6 protein-coding genes are annotated in these 16031 nt (G+C 70.0%); all 6 read right to left on the reverse strand.

Features of this window, described 5'->3' with window-relative positions; genetic code table 11:
- The 6 genes from AB0L60_RS02905 to AB0L60_RS02930 are packed head-to-tail and all read right to left on the reverse strand — an operon-like array spanning position 1 to position 15744.
- The gene (locus AB0L60_RS02905) at positions 1–813 is read right to left on the reverse strand and encodes an acyl-CoA thioesterase domain-containing protein (RefSeq protein WP_364606187.1); all 813 of its coding nucleotides are present in this window, start codon (positions 811–813) and stop codon (positions 1–3) included.
- Positions 814–862: 49 nt separating this feature from the next.
- Positions 863–2323, reverse strand: coding sequence for a polyketide synthase (locus AB0L60_RS02910; protein WP_364606190.1), 1461 nt, complete (start codon positions 2321–2323; stop codon positions 863–865).
- 19 nt (positions 2324–2342) lie between these two features.
- Entirely contained in the window at positions 2343–8603 is a 6261-nt protein-coding gene (locus AB0L60_RS02915) for a type I polyketide synthase (protein ID WP_364606193.1), read from the reverse strand.
- A complete protein-coding gene (locus AB0L60_RS02920; protein ID WP_364606196.1) occupies positions 8600–13594 on the reverse strand; it encodes a type I polyketide synthase in 4995 nt (1664 codons plus the stop codon). Before AB0L60_RS02920 ends, AB0L60_RS02915 begins: the two co-directional genes overlap by 4 nt.
- Positions 13591–14817, reverse strand: a complete 1227-nt coding sequence (ccrA, locus tag AB0L60_RS02925) for a crotonyl-CoA carboxylase/reductase (protein WP_364606199.1) — start codon at positions 14815–14817, stop codon at positions 13591–13593. Before ccrA ends, AB0L60_RS02920 begins: the two co-directional genes overlap by 4 nt.
- 3 nt (positions 14818–14820) lie before the next feature.
- Entirely contained in the window at positions 14821–15744 is a 924-nt protein-coding gene (locus AB0L60_RS02930; RefSeq protein ID WP_364606202.1) for an acyltransferase domain-containing protein, read from the reverse strand.
- Positions 15745–16031 lie beyond the last annotated feature (287 nt).

Below are 16031 nucleotides of genomic sequence, written 5' to 3' on the forward strand. Positions count from 1 at the left end.
TCACTGTGGGCGCGGCGCCGAGAACGCCTCGGCCGCGAAGGCGGCCGGATCCACCGCCTGGCGCACATTCGAGATGGTGGTGGTGACGGAGACCCCCAGCGGGCCGGTCCGGTCGTAGAGGGTGGCCGCGGCGATCGCGACGCCGTCGCCGGTGACCTGGTCCTGTGCCTGCAATCCCACCTCTGGTCCCACGGGGAGGCGCGAGAGTGTCAGGGTCACATCGCAATTGATGTAGCCGATGCCCGCGGTGCCCCAGTTGCACACCATATTGGTGGTGTCGGCGACATAGGCGGCCAGCTGGAACGGCGAATTGGGTTCGCCCTCGACCAGCGGCGCCATGTCGTGCCACATGCATTTGCGCTCGCTGTTCTGGCCGGTGAGGAAGTCGCCGGTCCAGTCGAGCGCACCCGACTTGAATCGCAGCGGGTGCCACTCGGTGCTCGGCTCGGGTACCGGCAACTGCCGTACCGGCTGCCAGACCGCCCCCGGCGCCGGTTCTCCGGCGGCCAGGAACATGAGCGTCGCGCGCACCCTCACCTGGTCCTGCTGCACAGCCGAGACGTCGACCACCCGCACACGACGGCCGTCGCGGACCACCTCGCTGCACAGTTCGATCGGTTCGGCGAGAACGGGCCGGAACAGATCCACGGTGAACCGCCCCGGCAGGAATGCGCCGCCGGGACTGTGTGTTTCGGCCTCGCGCGCCAGGAGGCCGGACACCGCGGTCCCGCTTACCTGGTTCGGCGCCCACGGGCTGACCGCGATCTCGGTCGGGGCGTAGCGACCGCCGACCATATCGAAGAATGCCACCACGGTGCATTACCCCCAAAGAGTGTCGAATTATGGTGAGTAGAACCCTGTTTCAGCTCCGGCCAGGTGGTGCCGAACCGAGGAACGCCGGGACACAGGGTCCGCGGTTCCACGCGGGCCGGGGGATGTCGCCGCCGGGCGGGAACGCGGCAGTGGTCTCGGGCGCGGGTCCGACGATCACGTGCGCATTGGTGCCGATGGCGCCGAACGAACTCACCCCGGCGAGCGGGCCGGACTCCGCGAGCACCCAGGCGGCGCTGTGGCCCGAGATCCGAACGTCGGTGCCCTCCAGATCGATTCGCGGATTCAAGGTGCGGAAGTGGGCCAGTGGCGGCACCGTGCGCTCACGAATGCACAGCAGCGCCTTGACGAGCCCGACCACACCGGCGGCGGCCTCCAGGTGACCGACATTGGTCTTCGCCGAGCCCACGTGCAGCGGTCTGCCGCCATTGCGGGAACCCAGCGCGGCGACAATGGCGCTGACCTCGATGGGATCGCCGAGTGAGGTGCCGGTGCCGTGTGCTTCGACCAACCCGATCTCCTCGGGTTTGCACCCGGCGTCGGCCAGGGCCGCCTCGATCACGCGGCGCTGGGCGACCGCGTTTGGTGCGGTGAAACCGGAGGAGCGGCCGTCCTGGTTGACGGCGGTGCCGTAAATGACCCCGAGCACCCGGTCATTGTCACGTTCCGCGTCGGCGAGGCGCTTCAGCACGAGCATGGCAGAGCCTTCGCCTCGCACATAGCCGTTGGCGCGGGCGTCGAAGGTCTTGCACAGCCCGTCGGGGGCGAGGGCTCCGGTCTGCTGGATGACCGCGGTGGACCCAGGTGCCAGCATCAGGCTCACCCCGCCCGCCAGCGCGATCTCGGATTCGCCGCGCCGCAGGGCGGCGACCGCGTGATGAATGGCGACCAGCGAGGAGGAGCACGCGCTGTCGAAACCGAGTGCGGCGCCGGTGAATCCGAAGTGGTAGGCGATGCGTCCCGCCGCGAAGCCGTGGCCGATGCCCAGCGCCCAGTGCGGATCGACCTGCGGCGGCTCCCAGGCGGCGTAGTCCTGGCGGCCGGCGATGCCCACGAAGGTGCCCACCGACTCCGGCAGCTCCCGGTCGGGCCGCAGTCCGGCGTGCGCCAGGGCTTCCCAGGTCACCTCCAGCAGCATGCGGTGCTGCGGGTCCATGGCCTGTGCCGCGCGCGGGCTGAGCCCGAAGAATGCGGGATCGAAGTCGAGGGCGTCGTCGATGAAACTGCCTCGCGTGGGCAGGAAGTCCCATTCGTCCTCGAAGGGCCAGCGCCGATGCGCGGGCATCTCGGTGATCAGGCTGCGCCCTTCCCGCAGTGCCGCCCAGTAGCCGTCGAGATCGGCGATGCCGCCGGCCAGCCGCAGGCCCACGCCGACGACCGCGATGGGCCCGCCGGGGCTCTGCCCCGCCGATTGCTCGCGCAGCTGCTTGATGGTCCGGGTGGCACGGCGCAGGGCCGCGGTCAGGGCCTCGCTCGAATTCGGATTGTCCATGGGAGTGCCTCCTGAGGGGTCAGCCGGTGGTCACGCCGGCCGCGGACAGCGCGGCGGCGAGCCGTTCGCCGATCGCGCCCGCCAGGGTCTCGGCGGTGCCGTAGGTCCACAGCAGCGTGGGTGAAAGCCGCAGCGCGAATGCGGATTCCAGCCGGTTCCGCATCTCCAGGCTCATGAGCGAGTCGAGTCCGAGCGCTTTGAAGGGCGTCCGGGCGTCGAGGTCGGCCGGTTGCATGCGGAGCACGCGCGCGGCCACCTCGGTGATCTTGTCCCGCACCAGCACGTGCCGGTCCGCGGGAGCCGAATCCGCCAGCGCGGTGTGGAATTCACCGGTGGCTCGCCCCGCCGACTCGACGGCGGCGCGCTGCCGCAGCAGTTGCCAGCTGGGCTGGGCGGCGGCATCGGGGTACGCGTCGAACCACTGCCGTTGATCGAAGGTCATGTAGCCCACGACAGTGCGTTCCTCGGCGAGGAAGGTGGCCATGGCGGTCCACGCCTCATCGGTGGGGTAGCCGCTGATGCCGTGTTCGGTGAGCCGGGCGTGGCGATTGTGTTCTGCCGCGGCGAGACCGACCTCCGCGAAGTATCCCCACTCGATGCTCAGTCCGGGCCGTCCCGCATACCGGCGGGCCGCGGCCAGCGCGTCGAGATAGGCATTGGCCGCCGCGTACGCGCACTGCCCGGGGTTGCCGATCAGCGCGGCGGCCGAGGAGAACAGCACGAACAGATCCAGGGGGTCATCGGCGGTGAGCGCGTCCAGATGCCGGGCGCCGTCGATCTTCGGCCGCAGCACCCGTTCCATCCGGTCCGTGTCGACACCGAGGATGGTGGCGTCGTCGAGGACGCCTGCGGCGTGGAAGATCCCGCGCAGCGGTGGCAGCTCCGCGCGGATCGAATCCAGCACGGCGGCAAGGGCTTCCGCGTCCGCGACATCGGCCCGATAGCTGCGCACCGATGCCGTGTCCACCGTGTCCGGCGCACTGCGGCCGACCAGGGCAACCGCGCCGGCACCGTTCGCGAGCAAATGATCGGCCAGGCTGCGCCCCAGGGCGCCGTGGCCACCGGTGACGAGATAGGTGCCGTTCGCGCGGAAATGCCCCTCCGGCAATGGCTCCGGCACGATGTCGGTCGCCGTGTTCGGGCTCGCGAGCACCACCTTGCCGATGTGCTCGCCCCGGGTCAGGTCCCGCAGCACGGTGGCGGCATCGGCGAAGTCGTGCACGGTGACGGGTCCCGGAACGACCCGGCCCGTGCCGATCTGCTCCCACGTCTCGGCCAACGCGGCGGCGAAGCGCTCGGGACGCCGTGCCATCAATCCGGTGAGATCGACGGCCGCGAAGCTGATTCCCTTCGCGAACGGTCGCAGGCCGACCCGGCGATCGGCATGGATGTCCCGCTTGCCGACCTCGATGAACCGGCCGTCCTCGGCGAGCACGTCGATGCCGAGATCGATCGCGCGGCCGGAGAGCGAGTTGAGCACCACGTCGACGCCGTGCCCGCCGGTCACCGCCCGCACCTCGTCCGCCCAGTCCAGCGTCCGGGAATCGAAGACGTGCTCGAGCCCGTGCGCGCGGCGCAGGTATTCCCGCCGCCCCGCGCTGCCCGCGGTGGCGATGATCCGCGCCCCGAGACCACGGGCGACGCCGATGGCGGCCAGTCCCAGTCCGCCTGTGGCGGAATGGATCAGCACGGTCTCCCCCGGCGCGAGCCGGGCGAGTGTGACGAGCGCGTACCAGGCCGTGGTGGTCACCATGGGCAGGGCCGCCGCGGTGGTGGCGGGCAGGGCATCCGGTATCGGTTGCGTGTGATCGGCGCGCACCGTCAGCTGCGAGGCGAGCGTACCGAATCCACAGCCCACCACGCGATCGCCCACGGCCCGTCCGGTCACGTCGGGACCGACCGCGCGAACCACGCCCGCGCATTCGAGGCCGAGCAGGTCGTGGCCCGCCGAGTCGTCGGGATAGGCGCTCGCCGCCTTCAGGGCATCGATGTAATTCAGTGCGGCCGCCTCGATTTCGATCTGCACCTCGCCTGGCCCGGGTAGGCGGGTTTCCAGGGGCCGGTAGCGCAGCCCCTGCCAGGAGCGGCCAGGAGTCACCGTGAGCCGGAAGGGCTGCGCCGTGGTTCGCCAGGGCCGCACTGCCGCAGCGCTTTCCGCTTGCTCGCCCTGTTCGATGCGTCCGGCGTAGCGCCGCCCGGGGCGCAGGGCGAGCTGGTCCTCACCGGTGCGGGCCAGGAGTTCGGCGGCGCAGTCGTCGAACAGCTCCCCGCGCGCGGTGTCGGGCAATGCAGCGAGATCGATGATCTCGGCGGACAATTCGGGGTGTTCACGACGCAGGACCCGGACGAATCCCCAGTACAGCGCGCCTCCCGGATCAGGATGCTCATCGTTCCCGACCGCCTGGGCGGCCGTGGTCACCACGACGAGACGCGGTGTCGCCGAAGTCGATCGGACACACGAACCGACGAGTTCGGCGAGCTCGAGCAGGCCCCGGCGCTGTGGGTCCAGGCCCTCCCGGGCCGCGGGCGCTGCGAAGACCACCGTCGTGGCCCGATCGGCGGCGACACCGACCTCGGCGCCCCTCCGCCGCAGAGCCTCAGTCAGCTCGCCGACTGTGCCGACGGACCCGCTGACAGCGAATGATTCCGGGGCGCTGGTCGTTTCGCCGCGCGCGACCGCGTGCCAGGTGAAGGCAAGCTCCCGGTCGTAGGGCCTGGCGTCGGCACGGTCGTCGTCGATCGAGAGGAGCTCGAGGCCCAGGATGCGGGCCAGTGGCGCGCGCTGCTCGTCGTAGAGGTGGATGTCGGCGGTGGTGTCCGAGCGCCGGATGGCATACGCCCAGGCGGCGTCGACATATCCGGCCGGTTCGGCGTCCAGGATCAGATCTTCGATACCGCCGGGCAGGATGGTGTTCTCGCCGTCGAACAGGGCCAGTCCGGTCTGCATGGCACAGTCCACGAGCGTGGCGTGCAGCTCACCGGGGTGCGACATCGCCCGGGCGTGTTCGCTCAGGGCGATCCTGGCCAGTGCGAACGAGGTCGTGTCGTCCCGCCAGCGCCGGAGTTCCCGCACACCTTGGAAGTCCGGGCCGAGCTCCACCCCGCGGCGGGCGCAGGCCGCGTAGAAGTCGGCGACCGGGATCGGCTCGCCGATTGTCGGCTCGCCGGGGCCGAAGGGGAACGGCAGCGGCGCGGTTGCGGGCTCGAGCGCGCGGAGTGCGCAGCCCCGCGCGTGCACCGTCCAGCTGTGCGTGCCGGCGTTCAGCGCCGCGATCTCGAAGCTGATCCCGGCCGGGACGTCCTCGCGCAGGGTGACCTCGACCCGGACCGGAGCGTCACCGACGGTGAGCATTTCGACGAACCGCAATCCCGACAGGCCCGCCGGGCCAATCCCCAGGTGGGTGCGAGTGACCGCCATGGCCAGCACCGCCAGCATGGCCCCCGGCACCACCACTGCGTCGCCGACCACGTGATCGGCCAGCCAAGGCAGCGTTTCCAGATCGATCGGGATGGTGGCCTGCCAGGCCCCCGGCTCGAGCCGGCTGGGGTACACCGGAACTCGCAGCGTCCCGGCGGCCGTGTCACTCGGAGCACCGGGCCCGGCGTCTGGCAGCCAATGCGATTGCGGCCGTAGCGGATACGGTGGCAGCGCGATCGCCGGCACCGCATCCGCCGCGAAGGGCCGCAGTCCGGCGACGAAGGCGCGGGCACGGCTGCGGTGCAGCTCGCCGCGGGGGTCGCAGTCCCGGTAGTACGACGGCAGCACCATCGGCGGGTCGGTGCGCTCGGCGGCCAGTTGCTCCACGGCGGGCAGCAGCACCGGGTGCGGGCTGATCTCGATCACGTGCGTGACACCGTCGTCGAACACCGCGGTCATCGCCTCGGCGAAAAGTACGGGGCTGCAGAGGTTTTCCACCCAGTAGTCGCCGATGAGATCGGTGGCGGTCACGGCCTTCAGCCGGACCGTCGACATCATCTCCACGGCATCCGGCAGCGCCGCCGTACCGTCGGGCGGTGACTCCCTGCCGCCCGGTAGCGGTGCGACCCCGGCGAGCGCGGCCTGCAGCGGTACCCGCACCTCGGCCATCCGCGGGCTGTGCGAGGCGTAGTCGACATTCACCATCCGGCAGAACACGCCGTCAGCCGCGAGGATCTCATCGAGCGCCTCGATGGCGTCGGTATCGCCGGAGAGCACGCACGAGGTCGGACCGTTGTGCACGGCCAGTGCCACCAGATCCTCGAATCCGGTGATGGCAGCTGGAATCTCGGCCACGGACAGCTCGACGGCCAGCATGCGGCCGGTGCCCGCGACCGAGCGCAGCAGCGCGCTGCGCCGGGACACGATGAGCGCCGCGTCGTCGAGGCTGAGCAGCCCCGCAACGGTGGCCGCCGCGATTTCACCCTGGCTGTGGCCGATGACGACGTCGGGCACGATGCCCGCTCGCCGCCACCCGGCCGCGATACCCAGCGACAGCGCCCACAGCACCGGCTGCACCTGATCGACATGGTCGAGCCAGCCCGGTCCGGCGGCGCCGGACAGCACCGCGACCGGATCCCAGTCGACATACGGCCGCAGTGCCGCGGCGCATGCGTCGATCGTCTCGGTGAAGGCCGGATCCTGTCCGTACAGTGCGGCACTCAGCCCGTGCCATTGGCTGCCCTGGCCGGGGAAGACGAAGGCGGTGCGGCCGACCTCGTGAGCCCGGCCGGTCAGCACGAACGGGAGCTCAGCGGCCGGGTCATCGGCGTGACGGCGCAGGGCCGCCGCCACTTCCCGAGGCGATGCGCCCAGCACCGCGCTCCGCAACGGCAGGGCCGGTGCCCGGCCGGCCAGCGCCGCGGAGATCGCGTCCAGCCGGTCGGGTTCGGCGTCCACCAGATCCGCGATATCGCTGCAGCGCTGCTGCAGAGCGGCGATGGTGTGCGCGGACAGCGGCACGAAACTAATTGGCTCGGAATATGTTTCGCGCGCAACCTCGCTGATCACCCGCGCGGGCAATGCCGCGCCACGCAGCACCACATGCGCATTGGTGCCGCCCCACCCGAACGAGTTCACCCCGATGTGGACATCGGTGTGCGCCGGAAGCACCGTGCGCTCCCGCACTATTCGCAGGTTCAGCTCGTCGAAGGCGATATCCGGATTCGGCACCTCGGAGTGCAGACTCGGTGGCACCGTGCCGTGTTCGAGACACAGCACGGCCTTGACCAGTCCCGCGATGCCCGCGGCCGCCTCCAGGTGACCGATATTGGTCTTGACCGACCCGATCAGCAGCGGTCCGCTGTCGGCGCTGCGCGCGGTTCCCAGGATCTCCCCGAGCGCCTCCGCCTCGATGGGATCACCTCGGCGCGTCCCGGTTCCGTGTGCCTCCACATAGGCGAGCCGGTCGATGTCCAGGTCGTGATCCAGGTAGGCCCGCCGCAGCAGGTCGCGCTGGCCCGCGCCACTGGGCGTCACCAGACTCTCGCCGCCACCGTCGTTGTTCACAACGGACGCCACGATGACGGCCCGCACCCGGTCACCGTCGCGCACCGCGTCCCGCAGCGGTTTGAGGTAGAGCGCGGCCACGCCCTCACCGCGGACGAATCCGTCCGCGCCGGCGCCGAAAGCCGCGCACCGCCCGTCCTCGGACAGCCCGCCGAAGTGGGTGAGCCCGATCGAGACGTCCGGTGCGAGCATCAGATTCACGCCGCCGACCAGCGCCGCGTCGATGTCTCCCGAGCGGATGGCCCGAACCGCCAGGTCGAGTCCGACCAGCGCGGAGGAACACCCGGTCTCGACGGTCATGCTGGGCCCGGTAAGTCCCAGGGTGTAGGAGACCCGCGAGGCGATCACATCCAGGGCATTGCCGACCGAACTGTGCTGGCTCGCACCGACACCCCGCTGCTTGCGCAGGATCTCGTAATCGTGCCAGGACGCCCCGACATAGACCCCGGTGCGCGTGCCGCGCAGCGCCTCCGGTGGTACGCGGCCGTCTTCCAGAGCGCGCCAGGTCATTTCGAGCATGAGGCGCTGCTGCGGGTCGATATCGGCGGCCTCGCGCGGGGAGACGCCGAAGAACGCAGCGTCGAAACCGTCGACGCCGTCGACGAATCCGCCGACCGCCTGGATCCGCTTCTCGCGGTCCAGCGGTGCGCTCGCGTCCCAGCGCTGCGCGGGTACCGGGCGAATGGCGTCACCACCCGCGTCGAGCAACTCCCACAGTGCGTCGATGTCGGCGGCGCCGGGAAAGCGGGCCGCCATGCCGATGATGGCGACGGGCTCGCCGGAAGGGATGGTCATGCGGGTGTCCTCATCGACTGGGCGCCGATCACGCCGGTCAGGCGGGCCATGAGCGCGTCGGGTACCGGACCGCCGTCGTAGATCTCGGACAAGCGCTCGAGCAGCATCTCGACCTCGGCGACGATCGGGGCCGCGAGTTCGGCGGCCCGCGGGGTGACCTGATCCAGCACATGCTTGGCCAGCAGCCTGACCGTCGGGTGCTGATAGATCACCGCATTGCCCAGCTTCACCCCGGTCATCGCCCGCAGCCGGGCCCCGAGTTCGATCGAGCTGAGCGAGTCCAGTCCCATCTCGGCGAACGGCCGATCCGGTTGCACCGCATCGGGTGTGGCGTAGCCGAGCACGATGGACACCGGCGTCTTGAGCAGGTCGGTCATCGCCTGGTGCTGCTCGGCGGGGCCGAGCCCCGCCATGCGCGCGGCCAGTTCCGTCGAGTCACCCACCAGCTGGGCGGCCTGCGGCCGGGCGGGCGCCAGCGCCCGGAAGAGCGGGGCGGGTTCGCCGGTCGGCTCGGCCGCGGTCAGCCGCGTCAGGTCGAGCCCGATCGGCAGCACGTACGGCTGTCCGGTGCGCAGCGCGGCATCGAAAAGCTCCACGGCCGCGGCGGTCGGCATCGGAGTGAGACCCATGCGGCCGAGCCGCGCCCGGCCCTTGTCGTCGAGCCCGCCGGTATTGGAGGTGTCCTCGGCCCACCAACCCCACGCCATGGCGGTGGCGGGCAGCCCGCGGCGATGCCGGTACCGGGCGAGGCTGTCGAGGAAGACATTGGCCGCCGTGTAGTTGGCCTGGCCGGCCCAGCCGAAAGCGCCCGCGGACGACGAGAACAGCACGAACATCGATAGATCGAGATGCTGGGTGAGTTCGTGCAGGTGCCAGGCGCCATTGGCCTTGGCCGGCAGCACGGCGTCGAGCTGTGCCTCGGTGAGGGCGGCGAAGGTCGCGTCGGCCAGCGTGGCCGCCAGATGGACGACCGCTCCGACCGGATGCGCGGCCGGGACGCCGTCGATCGCCTCGGCCAGCGCGTCGCGGTCGCCGGCGTCGCAGACCGCGACCGTCACCTCGGCGCCCTGCACACCCAATTCCGCTGTCAGTTCGGCGATTCCGTCGGCATTGCCGCCGCTGCGACTGGTGAGCAGCAGGTGCCGGGCACCGTAGGCGGAGACCAGGTGCCGGGCGATGATGCCGCCGATCTTGCCGGTGCCACCGGTGATCAGCACGGTGCGGTCGGGATCGAAGGCGGACGGCCCGGATCCGGCGAGCCCAGGATCAGGGGTGGCCACCGGGTCGACGCCGGAACGCAGTCGCCGGGCGAGGAATTCGCCGCGCCGCAGCGCCAGTTCGGGTTCGTCGAGGCGCAGCACTGTCGCGATCTGATCCAGGCTGATGCCGGCCTCGTCGAGATCGACCTGCACGATGCGGTGCGGATGCTCCCACTGCGCGGTGCGCACCAGCGCCCACACGCTCGCGCCCACCAGATCCGAGACGTCCTCGTCGGCCTCGGCCGCCTGCACGCCCCGGGTGAGGATGACCAGCTTCGTGTCGGCAAATCGCGGTGCGGCCAGCCAGGTTTGGAGCTGACGCAGCATCAGCGCCAATTCGTCGCGCAGGGCCTGAGCCGGATGCGCGCCCGGCTCGACCGCGGCGGCGGAGGCCACCCGGGACAGCACCACCACCGACGGTACGTCTGTTCCGGAATCCACTGCCGCGTGAAGTGATTCGAGATCGGGATAGCGGGCCGGACCCGCCTCGCCGCGCACCCCGAGCGGCTCCCCTCCCACGATGGCCCACTCGCTCTGGCGGCTGGCGTAACGCCCCCGCCACGCCTGCACAGTCAGCCAGTCGACGCTGTAGAGCGCATTGTGCCGCGCAGATCCGCCGGCACGCTCGGTCGGTGCGACGACACCCATTCCCACAGTGCCCTCGGCAATGATCCGGCCGGTGCCGTCGCCGAGCGCCCAGCGAAAACGGTTCGTCCCCGCTGAGGTCAGCCGCACCCGGAGCGTCTTCGCGCCCACCGCATGCAGTTCCACGTCTTCCCACACCAGGGGGAGCCTGATCCCGTCCACCTGCAAGGGCGTAGCGGCCGCGAAGACGGGTTGCAGGGCCGCGTCCAGTAGTGCCGGATGCAGTCCGTAGTTGTCCGCATCGGCCACGGAAGCGGGAAGGGCAACCTCAGCGAAGATATCGTCGCCCCGGTGCCAAATACGCCGCACGCCTTGGAAAGCCGGGCCGTACCGGTAGCCGAGCGCGGCAAGGGTCTCGTATACCAGGCCGGGCTCCAACCCCGGCGTCGCGCCGACCGGGGGCCAGACGGTCAGCCCGTGGGTGGCGGTATCCGCGGTCCTGGAGGCCGAAGTGAGCACGCCTTCCGCGTGCCGGGTCCAATGACGCTGTCCGAGTGGGGCATCCGCACCCTCTCGGCTCGAGAAGACGGCCAGCGTGCGCTGACCAAATTCCCCCAGTTCGCCGACCACGACCTGCAGATCCACTGCGCCCGCGGTAGGCAGTGTGACCGGTTCGTGCATGGTCAGCTTCCGGACCCGCGGAACACCAAGCCGGCCGCCCACGTGAAAAGCCAGCTCCACCAGCGCCGCGGCGGGCAGCGCCACGGTGCCGCACAGGGCGTGATCGGCGATCCAGCCCCGGGTCGCCCGGGAGATGCGGGTGACGAATTGGAAGCGGTCCGCGCCGGGAACCTCGGCCACCGCGCCGAGCAGCGGGTGCCCGGCCGCGGCCAGACCGAGGTCGCCGGGCTCCCCGCCGGCCGTCTCCGCCACGCCGGCCGTCGAGTACGTCCGGTGTTGGAAGGCATAGGTGGGCAACTGAATCGGTCGTGCGGAGCCCACCGGGTAGATGGCTGACCACTGCGGCGACACGCCTCCGACATGGGCCTCGGACACGGAGGCCAGCAGGCGCCGGATACCGGCGTCGTCGCGCCGGAGCGAGCCGGTGACGAGACAGGAGTCGGCTGTGGCGCCGAGCGATTCGTGCATGGCGGCGGTCAGAACCGGGTTCGCGCTCATCTCGAGGAAGGCGTTGTATCCGGACTCGGCCGCAGCCTGGAAGGCTGCCTCGAAGCTCACCGCCGCCCGCAGGTTGCGGAACCAGTAGTCCGGGCCCAGCTGTTCGCCACCCAGCACCCCGCCGGTGACGGTCGAGAAGAAGGTGATGCCGGTGGCCCGCGCGGTGATCGGGGCCACGGCGGCGTCGAGCCGCCCCCGCAGGACATCGACATGAGCGGTGTGCCCGGCGCAGTCGGCTGGAATCCGCCGCGCCCGCACGGCCGCTCGCTCACAGACCTCGAGCATGCGGGCCACGCCGTCCACCCCACCCGCCACGACGGTGGCGGTCGGGGAGTTGACGGCGGCGATGTGCAGATCGTCGATGCCCGCCATGAGTTCGCGCACCCGCGCCACCGGGGCATTGACCGACGCCATGCCGCCGGTGCCGTCCAATTCGCGCAGCAGTCTGCTGCGCAGCGCCACGATGCGGGCGGCGTCGGACAGCGACAGCGCGCCCGCCACATACGCGGCCGCCACCTCGCCCTGCGAGTGCCCGAGCACCGCGGCGGGCTCGATGCCGAACGAGCGCCACAGCGCCGCAAGCGAAACCATCGTCGCGAACAGTGCGGGCTGCACAACGTCGACGTGCTCGAGCGACGGCGCGCCCTCGGCATCGGTGAGCACATCGGTCAGCGACCAGTCGACGAACTTCGACAGCGCCGTCTGGCACGCGGCGATCTCGGCGGCGAAAACCGGGGACTCGGCCAGCAACTGGGCCGCCATGCCCTGGTACTGCTGGCCCTGCCCGGGGAAGACGAAGACCACCCGGCGATCGGCGGCCCGCCCGCGAATCGGCCCGACCGGCTTACCGTTCGCGACGGCCGCCAGCCCGGCCAGCAGGTCGATACGGTTGCGGCCCAGTACCACCGCGCGGTGGTCGAACACAGTGCGGGTCGTGGTCAGGGCATGACCGACCTCGCGGGCAGTGAATTCCGGATGCGCCCGGACGTGGTCGGCCAAGCGCGCGGCCTGCTCGGCCAGCGCCTCCGGAGTCCGGGCGGAGAACGGCCACACAGTCAGGGGCACCCGCCGGGTGGGATCGATCGGCGTGAGCGGGGGCTCGGGCGGGGCCTGCTCGAGGATGACACGGGCGTTGGTACCGCTCGCCCCGAACGCCGACACCGCCGCCCGGCGCGGGCGGTCGTGTTCCGGCCACGGGACGGCCGGGGCGACAGCCACGGTGGGTGGCACGAGCCCGTGCCGGACAGCCTGAATCATCGTGAGTACGCCCGCGAGTCCCGCTGCCGCAGCGTTGGTTTCGGGTCCACTGGCGACATCGATGTCGGCGGCCGCGAGTTCAGCATCGGCCAGGGCGGCCCGGATCAAACCCTCCTGCGCGCCGGGCCCTGCGGCACCCTCATGCTTGACCGCGGAGCCGCGCAGCACGGCGAGCACCTGGCAACCACGGCGGTGGGCCTCGGACACTCGCGCCAGGACCAGGACCGCGACCCCCTCGTGCGGACCGCCGGCCCCGCCGACCAGGGCGAGCGAACACTCGCCCGCCGCGATGGCCCGCACCGCGAGATGCACGGCGACCAGTGCGGCCGAGCCCGACGTGTCGATGCTCAGCGCAGGGCCGCGGAAGCCCAGGATGGTCGCGACGCGGCCGTAATCGCCACCCGGGGCGCCGACGTAGACGCCGGTGTCGCTGTCCCGCAGCGTTGCCGGGTCGATTCCGGCGTACTCCAATGCCTGCCAGCCTGTTTCGAGCACCAGCCGCAGGCGCGGGTCCATGGCCTCGGCGTCGGGCGGGCTGATGTCGAAGAACTCCGGATCGAATCCGTCCGGTTCTCCGACGACCTCTGCAGCGGCATCTCTTGTTTCGATCAGACTGCGCCACAACGATTCCGGCGAATCGATGCCGCCGGGCAGTCGGCATGCCATTCCGACCACGGCGATCGGGTCTTCGGCAAGAACTTGATCTGTCACGACGGCCCCCCGTTGACCAGCACCGCCATATTTCCGGGCGGCTGCTCGTTGTCACACATCAACTGATGCATCTTTCCGATGTCGGCGAACGCACCGACCTGCGACAGGCACGGATCGATATCGCCGGTCGACACCAGCTCGGTGATGGCCCGGCACTGCTGCAGGTTCGCGAAATGTGATCCCTGCAAACGTTTCTGGCGCATCCACAGGTATCGCAGGTCGATATCCGCGTTGTATCCGGTGGTCCCGCCGCAGATGACGACCATGCCCGCGTTGTCGCACAGGTAGATCGACGTCGGGATGGTGTCCTGCCCCGAATGCTCGAGGACTATCCGCGGTGCCCGCTTCGCACCGAGCGCTTCCCAATATCTGGCGCCGAAACGCCGCACTTCCCCGAACCAGGCCGCCATCGCGGTCTCGTCGCCGATGTCGGGAAGCCTTCCCCAATGGGAGAATTCGCGCCGGTCGACCGCACCGACGGCCCCCAGTTTCGCACAGTACGTCGCACGCTCCGCGCTGGAGACCACCGCGACCGGCTGCCCGCCGTAGGCCCGGGCGATCTGGATGGCCATGGAACCGAGTCCGCCGGCGCCGCCCCAGATCAGGACCGGATCGCCGGGCCGCACCACATTCGGATGCCACCCCAGCAATTGGCGATACGCGGTCGCGCCCGTCAATATGAAGGCCGCGGCTTCGGCCCAGGACAACCGTGCCGGTTTGGGATGGCACTGATAGTCCTGCACCACCGTGAATTGGGCGAAGGATCCGAAATTCTCCTCGTATCCCCAGACACTTTGACTCGACGATGTCATCGGGTCCGCGCCCATCCGGATATCGTGTGCCGATTCGTCCCAGAGGCACGAGGACAGGACGACCGAATCACCGACGGCGACGTGGTCCACCCGGTCGCCGACCGCCCAGACGATTCCAGAGCCTTCCGAACCGCCGATGTGGAAATCCTCGGCCGCACCGCGCTTCCGGCGCGCCGCGATCACATCGAGCGGTTTACCCCGAGCCGCCCAGACATTGTTGAAATTGATCCCGGCGGCCATGACATAGACGAGCACCTCGTTCGGCCCGATCCCCGGGACATCGACGATTTCCTCACGAAAGGCGTCGATCGGTTCGCCGTAGCGATCGGGGCGGATGACCGAGGCCAGCATCTTCCGCGGGACGTACCCGACCGGAGGCAGCTCGCCGAGCTCGTACAGCGACTTCTTCACCGTTCACCTCAGCGCTTCCGCGGCCTCATCCAGTTCGCCGGGCGTGAGAATCAATGTCATCGTCAACGGCTCCACCACGAGACTCTGCGGCAGCCCCGGCCCGAGCCCGACCACCGCGGTGGTGCCGATCCGCTCGACCTCGGTCATCAGCGGTTTGACGCCCACCGGCCGGACGTGGTTGTACAGGAAGAAGTCTCGAACCTCGTCGGCCGTGGTCACCGCGCCGGCGACGTGCGGCGAGAACAGGGTGATCTTCGGATCCCGGAAGGTCATTCCGGCGATGTGCGGCGCCATGAAGTCGGTCGCGTACTGCGCGAGCGGACTGTGGAAGGCGCCGGGATACTCGTCCAGCATCTGCATCCGGCGCGGGTGCTGGGCCACCAGCTCCTCGAGCGCGTCGACATACCCCGACAGCACGATGACGTGCACATCCCCGCCGTAGGCGGCGTCGTAGTCCGCGGCCAGGTACACCCCGGGCCGCCGCTCGCCGTAGTAGTCCTCGGGATCGTCACCGAATCGCAAGGCGGCCACGGCCATTCCCTGCGCCCGGGTGCCGGCCGGCTGTGGCGGGACCAGCCGATGATAGTGCAGCATCTCGAAGAGCTCACGCCGATCGACGGCGCCCGCCAGGCAGGCACTGAGCAGTCCCCCCAGGCTGATCCCGCCGACCGCGTCCGGGTGGACACCGCGTGCCGCCAGCACATCGTGCAGCCCCAGGACCAGCGCCGCCTGACGCAACCCATCGAAGGCGTGCAGCAATTCGCGTTCGGTGTGCCGGCCGCCCTCCAGCAGTTCCGGGACGGAAACCCCGGTCCATTCGGCGGTCTCCTCGTACGAGCGGCGAATTTCCAGGTACCGGTCATAGAATTCCCGCACCGAGGAATCGGTCAGTGGGATATGTCCCCCGAGCAGATAAGAAGTAGTCACACCGCGGACCCTTTCCAGCCGACGAAGGGTCGCGAAATTCCCCCCTTTGTCAACCGTAGAAATTCGGTTGCGTAACAGTTCCCGCCCATGCGCGCGAGCTCCTCGAAGGAAGCAGCAGCGAAAAGAACACGAAAGAAACATCTTTCGTGATTCCTACCGTGAAACCCCCGATACCCCATTGCGCATCAGCGCTGTGCCGCGCCCCGCCCGTGTGGGACGCACTTCCAAATCTAGAACTGGTTCCAGAAGGTGTCAAGGCGGAGAATTCCGAAAGTTGCTGTCACTCA

This window comes from Nocardia sp. NPDC051981 (assembly GCF_040680715.1).
Taxonomy (GTDB): domain Bacteria; phylum Actinomycetota; class Actinomycetes; order Mycobacteriales; family Mycobacteriaceae; genus Nocardia.

Bases quoted from the DNA above. Each gene is read 5' to 3' on its own strand.
- AB0L60_RS02910 (WP_364606190.1), bottom strand. From the start codon at position 2,323: ATGGACAATCCGAATTCGAGCGAGGCCCTGACCGCGGCCCTGCGCCGT.
- AB0L60_RS02915 (WP_364606193.1), bottom strand. From the start codon at position 8,603: ATGACCATCCCTTCCGGCGAGCCCGTCGCCATCATCGGCATGGCGGCC.